Raw genomic sequence first — 14033 nt, forward strand, 5'->3', positions numbered from 1 at the left:
GCCGGCGTGGCGGCCCCCCCCCCCCCGGCCCGCGCCCGCGCGCCCGGCCGCCCCCCCCCCCCCCCCCCCCCCCCCCCCCCCCCCCCCCTGCGGCCAGACGTCCGCGAGCATCTTGCGGGTGTCGGCCAGCAGCTGCGGCAGCACCTTGGTGTGCCCCACCACCGGCATGAAGTTGGTGTCCCCGCCCCAGCGCGGCACCACGTGCTGGTGCAGGTGCGCCGCGATGCCGGCGCCGGCCGCCGCGCCCTGGTTCATGCCGATGTTGAAGCCGTGCGCCCCGGAGGCGGCCCGCAGCGCGGTCATCGCGCGCTTGGTGTAGTCCGCCAGCTCCGCGGTCTCGGCCTCGTCCAGGTCGGTGTAGTCGGCGACGTGCCGGTACGGGACGACCATCAGGTGGCCGCCGTTGTACGGGTAGAGGTTGAGCACCGCGAAGACCGAGGTGCCGCGCGCGATGACCAGCCCCTCCTCGTCACCGAGCTTCGGGATCGAGCAGAACGGGCAGCCGTCGTCGGGAGCCGGTCCGGTGGGCTTGTTCTCGCCCTGGATGTACGCCATCCGATGGGGTGTCCACAGGCGCCGGAAGCCGTCCGGTTCGCCCACGCCCTGCTGCAGTTCCGGCTCACTCATCATGCTCGCCAGCATATTCGGCCGGGTACCCGTTCAACCAAGGGTGGGGCGGACTCGTACGAGCCCGCCCCACCCCGGTGTGCGTTTCCGGTCAGACCTGGATGCGGCGCTGCACCGCGTCCACGATCTCGGCGACCGCGTCGGCCACCGGGACGCCGTTCTTCTGCTCGCCGTTGCGGTAGCGGAAGGAGACCGCGCCCGCCTCGACGTCGTCGTTGCCGGCGATCAGCATGAACGGGATCTTCGCCTTCTGGGCGTTGCGGATCTTCTTCTGCATGCGGTCGTCGGAGGCGTCGACCTCGATCCGGATGGCGTGCTTCTTCAGCTCGGCGGCGACCTCGCGCAGGTAGTCCACGTGCTCGTCGGTGATCGGGATGCCGACCACGGTGACCGGGGCGAGCCACGGCGGCATGGCGCCGGCGTAGTGCTCCAGCAGCACCGCGAAGAAGCGCTCGATCGAGCCGAACAGCGCGCGGTGGATCATCACCGGGCGGCTGCGGTTGCCGTCCTGGCCCTGGAACTCCAGCTCGAAACGCTGCGGCAGCTGGAAGTCGACCTGGATGGTGGACATCTGCCAGGTGCGGCCGATCGCGTCCCGCGCCTGCACGGAGATCTTCGGGCCGTAGAAGGCGGCCCCGGCCGGGTCGAGGACCAGCTCGAGGTTCTGCTTCTCGGCGGCCGCCCGCAGCGTCTCGGTGGCCTCCGCCCAGTCCTCGTCCGAGCCGATGAACTTCTCCGGGTCCTTGGTGGAGAGCTCCAGGTAGAAGTCGGTCAGGCCGTAGTCGCGCAGCAGGTCCAGCACGAAGGTGAGCAGCGAGTCGAGCTCGTCCGCCATCTGCTCGCGGGTGCAGTAGATGTGCGCGTCGTCCTGGGTGAAGCCGCGGGCGCGGGTCAAGCCGTGCACCACACCGGACTTCTCGTACCGGTAGACCGTGCCGAACTCGAAGAGCCGCAGCGGCAGTTCACGGTACGACCGACCGCGCGAGCGGTAGATCAGGTTGTGCATCGGGCAGTTCATCGGCTTGAGGTAGTAGTCCGTCTCGCCGTCGAGCTGCATGGGGGGGTACATGCCGTCGGCGTACCAGTCCAGGTGGCCGGAGAGCTCGAAGAGGGTGCCCTTGGTCGCGTGCGGCGTGTAGACGAACTCGTAGCCCGCCTCCTCGTGGCGCTTGCGCGAGTAGTCCTCCATGACCCGGCGCATGATGCCGCCCTTGGGGTGGAAGACGGCGAGGCCGGAGCCGATCTCCTCCGGGATGGAGAAGAGGTCGAGCTCGCTGCCGAGCTTGCGGTGGTCGCGCTTGGCGGCCTCCTCGAGGAAGTCGAGGTGGGCCTTCAGCTCGTCCTTGGTCGGCCACGCGGTGCCGTAGAGGCGCTGCAGCTGCGGGTTCTTCTCGCTGCCGCGCCAGTAGGCGGCGGCCGAGCGCATGATCTTGAACGCCGGGATGTGCCGGGTCGAGGGCAGGTGCGGGCCGCGACAGAGGTCGCCCCAGCACAGCTCGCCGCTCTTCGGGTCGAGGTTGTCGTAGATGGTCAGCTCGCCGCTGCCCACCTCGACGTCGGCGCCGTCGCCGGCGGTCGCGGCGGAGCCCTTGAGGCCGATCAGCTCCAGCTTGAACGGCTCGGCGGCCAGCTCCTCGCGGGCGGCCTCGTCGGTGACCACGCGGCGGGAGAACTTCTGCCCCCGCTTGATGATCTCCTGCATCTTCTTCTCGATGACCTTGAGGTCGTCCGGGTGGAACGGCTTCTCGACGTCGAAGTCGTAGTAGAAGCCGTCCTTGATCGGCGGACCGATGCCGAGCTTGGCGTCCGGGAAGGTCTGCTGCACGGCCTGCGCCATCACGTGCGCGGTCGAGTGCCGCAGGATGTCCAGCCCGTCCTTGCTGGAGATCTCGACCGGCTCGACCTCGTCGCCGTCCTGGACCGCGTACGCGAGGTCCTTGAGCACGCCACCGACCCGGGCGGCGATGATCGAGCGGTCGTCGGCGAACAGGTCGGCGGCCGTCGTGCCCGTGGTCACCACGCGCTCTTCCCGATCGGGTTCGCGGTTGATGATGATCCGGACGTCCGTCACCGGTCTCTCCTGACGTTCTGGCTACCGTTTGCGCAACACTTCGCTGCCTGTGCATGGTACCGAGCCGCGCGCCCCGGGCGCGCACGCGCGTACCCGCCGGACCGGCGGCTCCGGTGACCCTCGGGTCCACTCCCCGCAACAGAGCGTCGCGGACACGGTTGAGCGGCCGTCAACTGCGGTATCACCAGAGCAGCGTGCGGCGCACCACCGGTCCTCGGCGGCGCGCCGCACTCCCGGGCCCAGGGGGTGTGACCTATGGACTGGTACCGAGGCCCGCTGGCCTCCTTCGACACCGAGACCACGGGCGTGGACGTGGAGTCCGACCGGATCGTCTCCGCCGCCCTGGTCCGCCAGCCGTCCGCCGGGGCGCCCGCCGAGGCCGTGACCTGGCTGGCCGACCCCGGGGTGCCGATCCCCGAGCAGGCCCGCGCCGTCCACGGCATCAGCGACGAGCGGGTGCGCGCCCACGGCCGCCCGGCCCGCGCGGTGGTCACCGAGCTCGCCGCCGCGCTGGCGGCGCTCGCCCGGGAGGCCGTCCCGGTGGTCGTGATGAACGCCCCGTACGACCTGACCCTGCTCGACCGCGAGCTGCGCCGGCACCGGGCCGGCTCGCTCGACGAGCACCTGGCCGGCGCCGAGCTGCTGGTGCTGGACCCCCGGGTGATGGACAAGTACGTCGACCGCTACCGCCGCGGCCGGCGCACGCTGACCGACCTCTGCCTGCACTACGGCGTCGACCTGGAGGGCGCGCACGACGCCTCGGCGGACGCGGCGGCCTCGCTGGAGCTGGTCCGGGTGCTGGGCGCCCGCCACCCGGAGCGGCTCGGCGCGCTCACCCCGGCCGAGCTCCAACTGCGGCAGACCGTCTGGCACATCGCGCAGGCGCGCGGGCTGCAGCGCTGGTTCGACCGCTCGGGGACGCCGGAGCGGGTCGACCTCTCCTGGCCGCTGCGCCCGGCCCGCTGCTCCTGCGGCGAGCGCCTCGGCCCGCACCACCGCTGCGAGTTGGCCGCCTGAGGCCGACCGCCGACGCCGGCCACGACCGGCCCCGGAAACGCCGCAGGCCCCGACTCTCCGTCGGGGCCTGCGTGTTGTGCTCGGTGGGCGATACTGGGATCGAACCAGTGACCCCTTCGGTGTGAACGAAGTGCTCTCCCGCTGAGCTAATCGCCCGGGCAACGAGAAGAACTGTAGCACCACTTGGGCCCGGGGCTCAAAACCGTTCCGCCGACGCCCCTGCAGTTCCGCCCCGGCACACCCCTTCTGAATAGCCATCAGCCGCCACTCGAAGAACACGCCGAAATGACGCAGGGCCCCGATCATTAATTGATCGAGGCCCTACGTCATTGCATTCCGGTGGGCGATACTGGGATCGAACCAGTGACCCCTTCGGTGTGAACGAAGTGCTCTCCCGCTGAGCTAATCGCCCGGGTGCAGGGAAAACATTACCCCATCCGCGCGGGTGCTCCGAACACCCCTCGCCGCACCCGGCCCGGTCAGCCCACGTCCCACGGCAGGGTCATCCCGTACCGCCACAGGTACCAGCCGCCGACCGCGGCGATCACCGCGAGGCCGATCACCGTCAGCGTGATGTTGCGCTTGCGGACCCGGGGGTCCAGCGCCCGCTGCGCGGCCTCCGCGACCTTGCGCCGCGTCCAGCGCAGGGCCAGCTGGGCCCAGACGAACTCGGTCGCCCAGATGCCCATGCCCAGGAAGATGACCACCCAGCCCGGACCGGGCAGCGGCAGCATGAACACGCCGAGCACCACCACGGCCAGCCCGACCAGGAAGATCAGCACCTGCCAGGACAGGTGCAGCGGCCGGGAGCGCCGGATGAACCGGGGTGCCCGCGAGCCCACCGGCCGGCCCGGGTCCTCGCTCCCGCGGTCGCCACCCATGGTCTCCACCAACTCTTCGTCGCTTCCTACAGCCATGCCTCGAAAAGTACCCGAGTTCCGCCCCCCGCCGGGCCCGTCCGCCCCTCCGGGGCGATTCCGCAATGCGCCGGAAGGGGTACGACTCGCACCGGAATCGGGACAGACGGGTTTACACCGGGCTTTCAGGTGGGATGGTCCGTTCGCCGACGTGCGATTCCCCGAGCGCACACTGAGCGAAAGGCCCTGGCGCTTATGAACACCACGGTCAGCTGCGAGCTGCACCTGCGCCTCATCGTGTCCAGCGAGTCCTCACTGCCCGTCCCCGCGGGCCTGCGCTACGACACCGCCGACCCCTACGCCGTCCACGCGACGTTCCACACCGGAGCCGACGAGACCGTCGAGTGGGTGTTCGCCCGTGATCTCCTGGCGGAGGGGCTGCACCGACCCACCGGTACCGGCGACGTCCGGGTCTGGCCGTCGCGGAGCCACGGTCAGGGGGTGGTCTGCATCGCCCTGAGCTCTCCGGAAGGAGAGGCACTGCTGGAGGCCCCGGCGCGCGCCCTAGAGTCCTTCCTCAAGAGGACGGACGCCGCGGTGCCCCCCGGCACCGAACACCGTCACTTCGACCTCGACCGGGAGCTGTCCCACATCCTCGCCGAAAGCTGACCCCGAACGAGCTGCCCGCCGCCACCCGGCGGCGGGGCGAGACTCGACGCGTCCGTCCTACTCGGGGGCACGGTCGCACTGATCAGCCGCGCAGTCTGCGGCCTCGGGGTACCGCCCCGGGCCCTCCCCCCACGGGAGGACGGCCCGGGGCACAGCCGCATCCCGATCCGATCGACCCGACGCCGTGACGGCCTCTGCCGGTAGAGTCGGGCCCGATGACCGGTGCGGGCGGCCCAGGCCCCCGCCGCGTGAGGAGCCCCCACGTGCTGATCACCCATGACACCGAGTGCGCCCTGAGCATTCTGGTCGAGCTGCTCAACACCGCTCCGGAGGCGTGCGGCAGCGAACAGCTGCCCGATGTCACCGCGCTCGGTGCCTTCGTGGTCCGGCAGGAGATCAGCGAGATCGACTCCCTCGGCCCGCAGGACCTGGCGGCGGTGCAGGCGCTCCGCGGCCGGCTGCGCGAGGTGTTCTCGGCCGACTCCACCGGGCAGGCCGCCGAGCTGGTCAACGCGATCGTCGCCGAGGCCGGGACGACGCCCCGGTTGACCAACCACGACCACCACGGGTGGCACATCCACTACTTCGCCCCGCACGCCGCGGTCGGGCCGCACCTGGCGGCCGAGCTCGGCATGGCGCTGGCGTTCATCGTGATGGCCGGCGAGCGCGAGCGGCTGCGCCGCTGCGAGGCGCCGGACTGCGCCCGGGTCTTCGTCGACCTCTCCCGCAACCGGTCGCGCCGCTACTGCGACAGCCGGACCTGCGGCAACCGGCTGCACGTCGCCGCCTACCGGGCCCGGCAGCGCTCGGCCGACCAGGTCCCCGCCGGCACCTGAGCCCCGCCGCGGGCTGAGAGACTGGGGGCATGACCGATGCCCCCCTCCCCCGCCTGGAACTCTGGTGCGAGCTCCAGTGCCCCGACTGCCGCACCGCCCTGGACGACGTACGGGCGCTGCGCGAGCAGTACGGCGACGCGCTGACCGTCGAGCTGCGGCACTTCCCGCTGGAGAAGCACAAGCACGCGTACGCGGCCGCGGAGGCGGCGTCCGAGGCCTTCGAGCAGGGCCGGGGCTGGCCGTACGTGGAGGCCGTGCTGGCGCGGCTGGAGGACCTGGAGCGGGGCGGCCAGAAGGTGCTGGTCGAGGTCGCGGCCGAGGTCGGGCTGGACGCCGACGAGGTCGACACCGCCCTGATCGACGGCCGGCACACGCTGCTGGTCGACGCCGACGTGGCCGAGGGCCGGGCGATCGGCGTGACCGGCACCCCGACCTACGTGATCGCCGGGCAGCGGCTCGACGGCGGCCAGAGCCAGGACGGCCTGCGCGAGCGGATCGTCGCGATCATCGAGGCGGCCAAGGGCGCGGCCTAGAGCCGTCTAGATCAGCGGTTTGCCGAGCACCCGGCGGGTGACCCGGTAGCCGAGGGACTCGTAGAGGCCGATCGCGACCCGGTTGCCGGTGAAGACGTTGAGGCCGAGCCGGTGGACGCCGGCGGCCAGGCACTCGCGCTCGGCGAGCAGCATCAGGGTGCGCCCGTGGCCGTGGCCGCGGTGCGGCTCGTGGACGGCGACCACCATGACCCAGGCGAGCGGACCGTCGGGCAGCAGTTCGGCGCGCAGGTTGAGCCAGAGGGTGCCGAGTTCGGTGCCCTCGGGGTCGAGCAGCCGGCGCAGGGCCACGCCGTCGGTGGCGTGGCCCCGCGGCAGCAGGTGCTGGTGGTCGGTCTCGCACTTGGCGCGGGCCTGGGCGGGGCTGAGCCCGGAGCGTTCCAGGTCCGCGCGGTAGCCCGCCTTGGCCTGCTCCAGCCATTCCCCGTACTCGGCGGCGCCGATCGGACGGACCGTCACATCGCCCGGCAGCTCCGGGGGTTCTTCGAGCGTCTTGGCGAGGTTGCGCATCCGCTCGGTGTAGCCGAGGGTGCGGGCCAGCCCCAGGGCGGCCGGGGCCCCGGCGGGGACGGTGACGTCCAGCCGGGTGCAGCCCCAGCCGCGCAGGACCTCCTCGGCGGCGAGCGCGGCGACCGTCGCGCGGCCGCGGCGGCGGCCGCTCTCGGCGACCTCGAGTTCGGAGATCTCGCCCCACCACTGGTCGCCGCGCGGGGCGGCGGTGGTGCGCAGGGCGCCCACCGGGCGGCCGTTGACACGGATCAGCCAGCGCCGGCTGCGGCCGCCGCCGGGGAGGCCCTCCTCGGGGCCGGCCGGGCGCAGTGTGGTGGTCATGTGGCTACGGTGCCCAGTCCGGGGCCGGTTCTATCGCACCGTCAGCGGGCGGCGACCGGGTCGGCGTCGACGGCGGCCCGTTCGGCGAAGGTGGCCATCGCCTTGAGGGTGACCGGGCCGGGGCCGGCGAGCTCGCGGTCGTCGATCCGGGTGACCGCCTGGACGTCGCGCAGGGTCGAGGTCAGGAAGACCTCCTCGGCGCGCTGCAGGGCGTCGAACGGGACGTCGACCTCCTCGGCGCCGGTCCAGTCGATCACCAGCCGGCGGGTGATGCCGGCCAGGCAGCCGGAGGCCAGGGTGGGGGTGATCAGCCGGCCGTCCAGGACCAGGAAGACGTTGGAGCCGGTGCCCTCGCAGAGCAGGCCCGCGGTGTTGGCGAACAGCGCCTCGGAGGCACCGACCCGGTGGGCGGCGGCCAGTGCGACCACGTTCTCCGCGTAGGAGGTGGTCTTCAGGCCGGCCACCGCGCTGTGCTCGTTGCGGCGCCAGGGGACGGTGGCCACGGCGGTGGTGTCGGGGCGGCGGGCGGCGGTGCCGACGGCGACCACCAGGCTGGGACCGGAGTCGCCGCGCTCGGAGCCGAGCGGGGCGGTGCCGCCGGTGAAGGTGATCCGCAGTCGGCCGAGCGGCATCGGGTTGGCGGCCACCACCTCGGCGCACGCGGCGCGGACCAGGTCGTGGTCCGGGTCGGGCAGGCCGAGGCCGCGGGCGGATCGGGTGAGCCGGTCGAGGTGGCGGGTGAGCGCGAAGAGCTGCCCGTGCTCGGCCTTGACCGTCTCGAAGACGCCGTCGCCGACGGTGATCCCGTGGTCGAGGACGGGCAGGGTGGCGGCGTCGGTGTCGGCCAGGGCTCCGTTGACCCAGATCACGTGTTGCTCCTTCGAGGGTCGTTCAGTGCAGGGGTGTTCCCGACGCTATCGCGACCAGCCGGGCGGCCTTGAGCTCGGTCTCGGCCCATTCGCGCTCGGGGTCCGAGCCCCAGGTGATGCCGGCGCCGGTGCCGAACCGCAAGGTGGCGCCGGTTGCCGTCCGGTCGATCCAGAACGTCCGGATCCCGACCGCGAGTTCGCCCTCGCCGCGGTCGGCGTCGACCCAGCCGACGGCGCCGCAGTAGGGGCCGCGCGGGGCGGTCTCCAGGGAGTCGATGATCCGCAGCGCGCTGGACTTGGGGGCGCCGGTGACCGAGCCGGGCGGGAAGGTGGCGGCGAGCAGCTCGGGCCAGCCGGCGCCCTCGCGCAGGGTGCCCTCGACGGTGGAGACCAGGTGGACCAGGCCGGGGTGCTTCTCCACCACGCACAGGTCGGGGACGGTGACGCTGCCGGTGCCGCAGACCTGGCCGAGGTCGTTGCGGACCAGGTCGACGATCATCACGTTCTCGGCGTGGTCCTTCTCCAGCAGGTCGTCCTCGGTGCGGCCGGTGCCCTTGATCGGGCCGGAGAGGACGGTGCGGCCGCTGCGGCGCAGGTAGAGCTCGGGCGAGGCGGTGGCGATCTCCACGCCGTGCTGGGGAAGGCGAATCGTTCCTGCGTAGGGCGCGGGGTTGCCGTGCGCGAGCAGTCCGGTGAGCGCGTCGATGTCGCAGCGGTCCGGATCGGGGAGCTCGGCGCTCATCACCCGGCAGAGGTTGGCCTGGTAGACCTCGCCGCGCGCGATGTGCGCGCGGACGGCGCGGACGCCCGCGACGTACGCCTCGCGGTCCAGGGAGCTGTGCCAGCGGTCCGGGCCCGGGCCGAGCCAGCCGTCGCCGGCCGGCGGCACCGGGTCGGGGCGGACCTCGTCGAACCGGGCGCAGGTGAGCCGGCCCTCGAAGTCGTACGCGACCGCCCAGAAGCCCTCGGTGTCGAGCACGGCCGGGTCGGAGCTGACCTCGCGCAGCCCGGTGGCGAGGCGGCCGCCGAAGCGGGCCATCGGCTGGTGCGGACTGAGCGGGGTGGTGCGGCCGGACACGGTTCTCCTGCGCGATTTCGGTGGTGCTGGGTCCTGCTCGGGGTTCGGCCCCGGTGCTGAAAAGTCTAGGTCGGAGCAGGGCCGGAGGGCCGGGCGGAGCGGGCGGGGCGGGCGCGCCGGGCGGCGGTCGACGGCCATCCCCGCGCCACGCTGCGGGAACGGATTTTTCAGCTGGCCCTGGAATCCGCTAGAGTTCAACACGTCGCCGGGACGCGGAACCGAAGAAAAACGGGGAAGCAGCCGGGAGACAGGCGGACGTGGCTCAGTTGGTAGAGCATCACCTTGCCAAGGTGAGGGTCGCGAGTTCGAATCTCGTCGTCCGCTCGATGGAGAACAGGTAAGATCGTTCTTCGAAGTTGCCTGGTGGAGTGGCCGAGAGGCGAGGCAACGGCCTGCAAAGCCGTGTACACGGGTTCAAATCCCGTCTCCACCTCCAAGAGGTGCCCCTGGTTCGCCAGGAGCCCTCCCCGCGCGATTAGCTCAGCGGGAGAGCACTACCTTGACACGGTAGGGGTCACTGGTTCAATCCCAGTATCGCGCACGCAGGGCCTTCGGGGCTTGGCATCCCAGCGCGATTAGCTCAGCGGGAGAGCACTACCTTGACACGGTAGGGGTCACTGGTTCAATCCCAGTATCGCGCACGCAGGGCCTTCGGGTCTTGACAACCCCGCGCGATTAGCTCAGCGGGAGAGCACTACCTTGACACGGTAGGGGTCACTGGTTCAATCCCAGTATCGCGCACAGAAGCAGAGCGGAGCCGTGGTCCTCGGACCACGGCTCCGCTGCGTTGTGGGCAGATTGAAGGAGCTTCCGGGCATGGCTACGGCGCCGGGTGCGGGACGCCCTCACCGACGTCCTGCACCCGGCCACCGCGCTGCCGGAGCTGCTTGATTGCGACCGCCCTCGCCCGTCCATGTCCGTGCGGCGCGCGGCCCCGGCCGGCGCCGACCCCTACCCCGGGGGTCAGCGCGCGATCAGATCGGCGACCGCTTTGGTCTGCGTCGCCAGTTGCTCCCAACCACCGAACAGCGACAGCAGCAGGACCGCTATCGGCAGGGCGATCGCGATCGCCACGGCCGGATGCCGGGTGTCCGCCGCGGCGTGCGCGGTGGACGGCCTGCGCCGACGGGCGGCTCGGACGAGCTGCTGCGGTGCCATGATCCTCTGCTCCTGCCTGGCTGTCGTGGGGGTGGAAGTCGTAGCGACCGTGCCGACACTGTCGGTCGGCGGTCGATATTCGGTCGATACGGAGGGGAGCGGGGGCGGTTGACCTCGGGGGACGAGTGGGCCGCCCACCGCTGATGACAACGCTATGGCCACCGCGGCCGCGGGGCGTCATGCCCGCGTACCGTTCGCCGGGCCTCCCGAAGGATGACGCCGGTCCGTGGCGCGTACTACCAAGGGTGGACACGGGGTCGAGCCGATCCCCGAGGGAACCCTGAGAGGGACCCCGAGGAGGGGCTGCCGGGCCGGTCGGCGCGGGTGCACGGGAAAGCGGTCGACGAATATCTGACAATCGGACCGGCGCTTCGCGTGTTGCGAACCAGCGGAGCGGTACTCGCGGTCCGTAAGCTGTGCCGGGACAGTATTTGACGGCGCCCCACCTCCGACGGGGCCTCACCCCACAGGCTGACGGGAACAGAGCGAGCAATGGCGATGATGCGGCTGCGGCGTGAGGACCCCCGCATCGTCGGCCCCTACCGTCTGCACCGGCGGCTGGGGGCCGGCGGAATGGGCGTGGTCTACCTGGGATCCGACCGCAAGGGGCAGCGGGTCGCGCTCAAACTGATCCGCGCCGAGCTGGCGGAGGACGCGGAGTTCCGCACCCGGTTCGCCCGCGAGATCGCCGCCGCCTCGCGGATCCGCGGCGGCTGCACGGCCCGGGTGGTCGGCTCCGACATCGAGGCCGACCGGCCCTGGCTCGCCACCACCTACGTCCCCGGGCCCTCGCTCTACAAGCGGGTCGGCGACGAGGGCCCGCTGCCCTGGCCGGAGGCCGCCCGGATCGGCGCCGCCCTGGCCGACGGCCTGGTCAAGGTGCACGAGGCCGGGGTGGTCCACCGCGACCTGAAGCCGTCCAACATCCTGCTCTCCCCCAAGGGCCCGCGGATCATCGACTTCGGCATCGCCTGGTCCCGTGGGGCCAGCACGCTCACCCACGTCGGCACGGCGGTGGGCTCGCCCGGCTTCCTCGCGCCCGAGCAGGTGCGGGGCGCCGCGGTGACCCCGGCGACGGACGTCTTCGCGTTCGGCGCGACCCTGGCGTTCGCACTGACCGGCGACTCGCCGTTCGGGTCGGGCGCCTCCTCCGAGGTCATGCTCTACCGGGTGGTGCACGAGGAGCCGGACCTGGCGGCGGTGCCGCCGGCCCTGGCACCGCTGGTCCGGGCGTGCCTGGCGAAGGAGTCCGCCGAGCGGCCGCCGGCCGCCGCGCTGCACGAGCGGCTGGCGGAGCTGGCGGCGCGCGGCACCGCGCTCGGGCCGCAGACCGGGGGTGGCGCGTTCGGGCGCGGGCGCTTCGGCGGCGCGGGCGCCGGACCGGCGGCCGAGGCAGCGGCCGGCGCGGGGCCCGCCGAGGGCGAGGCGGTGCTGCCCGCACAGCACGGACAGCAGCAGGGACAGCAACCCGGGCAGCAGCACGGACCGCACGGCGCGGTGGCCGGTGGGCGCGGCGGACCCTCGCGGGTCGCCGGGCGCGGCGGGGCGGCGCCGGGTGGCGAGTCGGCGCCGCGACCGGCGGCCGGTCCGGGGCAGGCCGGGGGCCGCCCGCGGCCCGGCGCCGGACCCGGACCCGGTGCGCGGCGACCGGCGCGGCCGTACGGGCAGGCGCCGACGGCGCCGATGCCGCGTCAGGAGTTCGTCGAGGCCGGACGGGACGGCACCCGCGGCGGCACCCGCGAGGGCGCACGGGACGGCCGGGACACCCGGGGCGGGCGGGAGGTCCGGGAGCGGACCCCGGTGCCCGGGCGGGAACGGCAGCACAGCACGCTCTCCGGCCGCTCCCCCGCCGCCCGGCGGCGGCTGCTGCGGCAGCGGGTCGTGGTGTTCGTCACCGTCACCGTCGGGGTGGCGCTCGCCATCGCGGCGGCCCAGGGCTGCGAGAACCGAGACGCGCGGGGCCTCGGCCCCGCAGCGGGCGTCTCGGCGCACGCGATGCCGCCGGTGCCACCGCTGTCGATCGACGGGGCGGCGGCCGCGGGCGGCGAGGACGTCCGGCCGCGGGTGGACGGCGTCGCGGGCGGCGGGCTCGGCCCGGCGGTCGGCTCGATGCCGGTGGTGGACTGGACGAACCGCACGTACGGCGACCCGGCCGGCGGCCCCGCGATCCAGCTGCGCGACGGGCAGGCCGCCTCCGGGGCCGGGGCGCCGGTGTCGCTCACCGCGGTGCTGCCCGCGCACTACCGGGACGCGCAGGCCGAGGTGGTGGTGCTGCGGCGCCTGGAGGGCGCGGTGCCGGTCGACCTGGTGCAGCTGTTCGGCTTCAACGCGGACGCGCCGGTGCTGCTCGCCTCCCGGACGTCGGCCGCGGATCCGCGGGCCACGGCGGCCTGGCGGGTGGAGAACGGCGCGCTGATCCGCGAGGAGCGGGTGACCCAGACCGGGGCGAGCTCCTCGACCCGGTACATCGTCCGGGCGGACGGCGGGATCGAGGAGTCCTGGCCCGGAGCGGGAGTCTCCGGGACGGTCACGGCGCACTGAGCGCACCGAGCGGGCCGGGCGGGCCCGCCGGGTCCGCTCAGTCGCCGATGAACCAGAGGTAGCTGCCGGGCGTCGTCGCGCAGGACTTCAGCAGCGACGCCAGGTCGGCCACGGCCGCCTTCTGCCACTCGCTGGTGCACCGCTTCAGCAGCCCGGGGATCTCCCCCAGCGCGACTTCCGCCTCCTGCTCGTTGAACTGCGTGTCGCCGTAGGGGTCCACCTGCGGGAGCCGGCCCGGCTCCCTGACGTCGAGGTTGGCCAGCGCCGCCGCGAGCGCCTCGCCGTGCTCGTAGGAAGCCCGCAGGAGCGAGGCCCTGGACTTCTCGTAGTTCCTGCGCGCCGGTCGGACGGAGTGCAGTTCGAGCTCGATTCCCATGATCGCCAGCCTAGTGCCGTCGGCGGGCCGCGCCTCAGCTGATTCCGCAGGCGCGGAGGGCGGCGGTGGTGCCGGCCGCGGCGAGGACGACGAGCGGGAACGGCGCGCGGCGCAGGGCGAGGACGCCGGCCACCGCGACGCCCGCGGGGCGGGCCCACCCCGCGAACTCCGGGCCCTGGGTGAGGGCGGCGGTCGCGGCCAGGGCGAGCAGCAGGACGGTCGCGGCGACCGCGAACAGGCGCTCCAGGCGGGGCGGGAGCTCGAAGCGGGTACGGAAGGTGGGACCGGCCAGGCGCAGGGCGAAGGTGCCGGCGGCGAGGGCGAGGATCGCGAACAGGGACATGGGGGCGCTCCTTTCAGGAGGACGTGGCCGGGGGCGGGTCGGTGGAGGACGAAGCGGGCCGGGCACCGGGCCGGAGGTACCCGGGACGGTGCGGCTCAGTGCCTGCCGCTGCGCGCAGTTCCCCGCACCCCTGACGGGGCGGGGCCGTCGGGACGCAGGGCACCCGGCGAAACTTCGCGGCAGGCTCGGGGGCGCTGCCGCGGGCGGTG

The 14033-nt window shown here is 73.2% G+C and carries 13 protein-coding genes, 7 tRNA genes and 1 pseudogene; 10 read left to right on the forward strand and 11 right to left on the reverse strand.

Going from position 1 to position 14033, the window contains the following annotated elements:
• Window positions 1-90 precede the first annotated feature (90 nt).
• Both ACGFX4_RS25505 and thrS read right to left on the reverse strand, forming a co-directional pair.
• A pseudogene (locus tag ACGFX4_RS25505) lies at window positions 91-642 on the reverse strand (HIT family protein); the annotation flags it as partial.
• A gap of 76 nt (window positions 643-718) precedes the next feature.
• The gene (thrS, locus tag ACGFX4_RS25510) at window positions 719-2698 is read right to left on the reverse strand and encodes a threonine--tRNA ligase (protein ID WP_393078666.1); all 1980 of its coding nucleotides are present in this window, start codon (window positions 2696-2698) and stop codon (window positions 719-721) included.
• A gap of 255 nt (window positions 2699-2953) precedes the next feature.
• On the opposite strand from thrS, the gene ACGFX4_RS25515 reads away from it, so the two are divergent.
• On the forward strand, window positions 2954-3715 hold the full coding sequence (locus tag ACGFX4_RS25515) for an exonuclease domain-containing protein (protein WP_393078668.1): 762 nt from the start codon (window positions 2954-2956) through the stop codon (window positions 3713-3715).
• A gap of 84 nt (window positions 3716-3799) precedes the next feature.
• Here ACGFX4_RS25515 and ACGFX4_RS25520 read toward each other — a convergent pair.
• The 3 genes from ACGFX4_RS25520 to ACGFX4_RS25530 all read right to left on the reverse strand — a co-directional run bounded on the left by ACGFX4_RS25520 (window position 3800) and on the right by ACGFX4_RS25530 (window position 4632).
• Window positions 3800-3871: transfer RNA gene (locus ACGFX4_RS25520), tRNA-Val, on the reverse strand.
• Window positions 3872-4055: 184 nt separating this feature from the next.
• Window positions 4056-4127 (reverse strand) — tRNA-Val (locus tag ACGFX4_RS25525).
• A gap of 67 nt (window positions 4128-4194) precedes the next feature.
• Window positions 4195-4632 (reverse strand): TIGR02611 family protein, encoded by a 438-nt coding sequence (locus ACGFX4_RS25530; protein ID WP_393078671.1) that lies wholly within the window; start codon window positions 4630-4632, stop codon window positions 4195-4197.
• A 195-nt stretch (window positions 4633-4827) separates the two neighbouring features.
• Between ACGFX4_RS25530 and ACGFX4_RS25535 the strand changes: the two genes are divergently transcribed.
• From ACGFX4_RS25535 to ACGFX4_RS25545, 3 genes are all read left to right on the forward strand, one after another.
• A complete protein-coding gene (locus ACGFX4_RS25535) occupies window positions 4828-5241 on the forward strand; it encodes an SsgA family sporulation/cell division regulator (protein ID WP_030056266.1) in 414 nt (137 codons plus the stop codon).
• Between the two features lie 263 nt (window positions 5242-5504).
• Window positions 5505-6077: a CGNR zinc finger domain-containing protein gene (locus ACGFX4_RS25540; RefSeq protein ID WP_345700231.1), complete on the forward strand. Its 573-nt coding sequence runs from the start codon at window positions 5505-5507 to the stop codon at window positions 6075-6077.
• A 29-nt stretch (window positions 6078-6106) separates the two neighbouring features.
• Window positions 6107-6610, forward strand: a complete 504-nt coding sequence (locus ACGFX4_RS25545; protein ID WP_393078674.1) for a DsbA family protein — start codon at window positions 6107-6109, stop codon at window positions 6608-6610.
• Window positions 6611-6616: 6 nt separating this feature from the next.
• On the opposite strand, the gene ACGFX4_RS25550 is transcribed toward ACGFX4_RS25545, so the two are convergent.
• From ACGFX4_RS25550 to ACGFX4_RS25560, 3 genes are read right to left on the reverse strand one after another with little or no spacing between them, the layout of a single operon-like run.
• Complete coding sequence (locus ACGFX4_RS25550; RefSeq protein ID WP_393078677.1) at window positions 6617-7459, reverse strand: GNAT family N-acetyltransferase; 843 nt, start codon at window positions 7457-7459, stop codon at window positions 6617-6619.
• Window positions 7460-7500: 41 nt separating this feature from the next.
• Window positions 7501-8328, reverse strand: coding sequence for an aminotransferase class IV (locus ACGFX4_RS25555; RefSeq protein ID WP_393078679.1), 828 nt, complete (start codon window positions 8326-8328; stop codon window positions 7501-7503).
• A gap of 22 nt (window positions 8329-8350) precedes the next feature.
• Window positions 8351-9406, reverse strand: a complete 1056-nt coding sequence (locus tag ACGFX4_RS25560) for a chorismate-binding protein (protein WP_393078682.1) — start codon at window positions 9404-9406, stop codon at window positions 8351-8353.
• A gap of 251 nt (window positions 9407-9657) precedes the next feature.
• On the opposite strand from ACGFX4_RS25560, the gene ACGFX4_RS25565 reads away from it, so the two are divergent.
• From ACGFX4_RS25565 to ACGFX4_RS25585, 5 genes are all read left to right on the forward strand, one after another.
• Window positions 9658-9730: transfer RNA gene (locus tag ACGFX4_RS25565), tRNA-Gly, on the forward strand.
• 38 nt (window positions 9731-9768) lie between these two features.
• Window positions 9769-9842: transfer RNA gene (locus tag ACGFX4_RS25570), tRNA-Cys, on the forward strand.
• A 33-nt stretch (window positions 9843-9875) separates the two neighbouring features.
• Window positions 9876-9947, forward strand: a tRNA-Val gene (locus ACGFX4_RS25575).
• Between the two features lie 28 nt (window positions 9948-9975).
• Window positions 9976-10047: transfer RNA gene (locus ACGFX4_RS25580), tRNA-Val, on the forward strand.
• A 28-nt stretch (window positions 10048-10075) separates the two neighbouring features.
• Window positions 10076-10147, forward strand: a tRNA-Val gene (locus ACGFX4_RS25585).
• Between the two features lie 222 nt (window positions 10148-10369).
• On the opposite strand, the gene ACGFX4_RS25590 is transcribed toward ACGFX4_RS25585, so the two are convergent.
• Window positions 10370-10564 carry a hypothetical protein gene (locus ACGFX4_RS25590; protein ID WP_393078685.1) on the reverse strand — a complete coding sequence of 65 codons (195 nt, stop codon included), beginning with the start codon at window positions 10562-10564 and terminating at the stop codon, window positions 10370-10372.
• A 492-nt stretch (window positions 10565-11056) separates the two neighbouring features.
• On the opposite strand from ACGFX4_RS25590, the gene ACGFX4_RS25595 reads away from it, so the two are divergent.
• The gene (locus ACGFX4_RS25595) at window positions 11057-13105 is read left to right on the forward strand and encodes a serine/threonine-protein kinase (protein ID WP_393078688.1); all 2049 of its coding nucleotides are present in this window, start codon (window positions 11057-11059) and stop codon (window positions 13103-13105) included.
• 37 nt (window positions 13106-13142) lie between these two features.
• Here the strand turns inward: ACGFX4_RS25595 and ACGFX4_RS25600 are convergent, their stop codons facing one another.
• Window positions 13143-13481, reverse strand: a complete 339-nt coding sequence (locus ACGFX4_RS25600) for a hypothetical protein (protein ID WP_393078691.1) — start codon at window positions 13479-13481, stop codon at window positions 13143-13145.
• Between the two features lie 34 nt (window positions 13482-13515).
• Entirely contained in the window at window positions 13516-13824 is a 309-nt protein-coding gene (locus tag ACGFX4_RS25605) for an AzlD domain-containing protein (protein ID WP_393078693.1), read from the reverse strand.
• Between the last annotated feature and the right edge of the window lie 209 nt (window positions 13825-14033).

Source organism: Kitasatospora sp. NPDC048365 (assembly GCF_043200835.1).
Classification (GTDB): domain Bacteria; phylum Actinomycetota; class Actinomycetes; order Streptomycetales; family Streptomycetaceae; genus Kitasatospora; species Kitasatospora terrestris.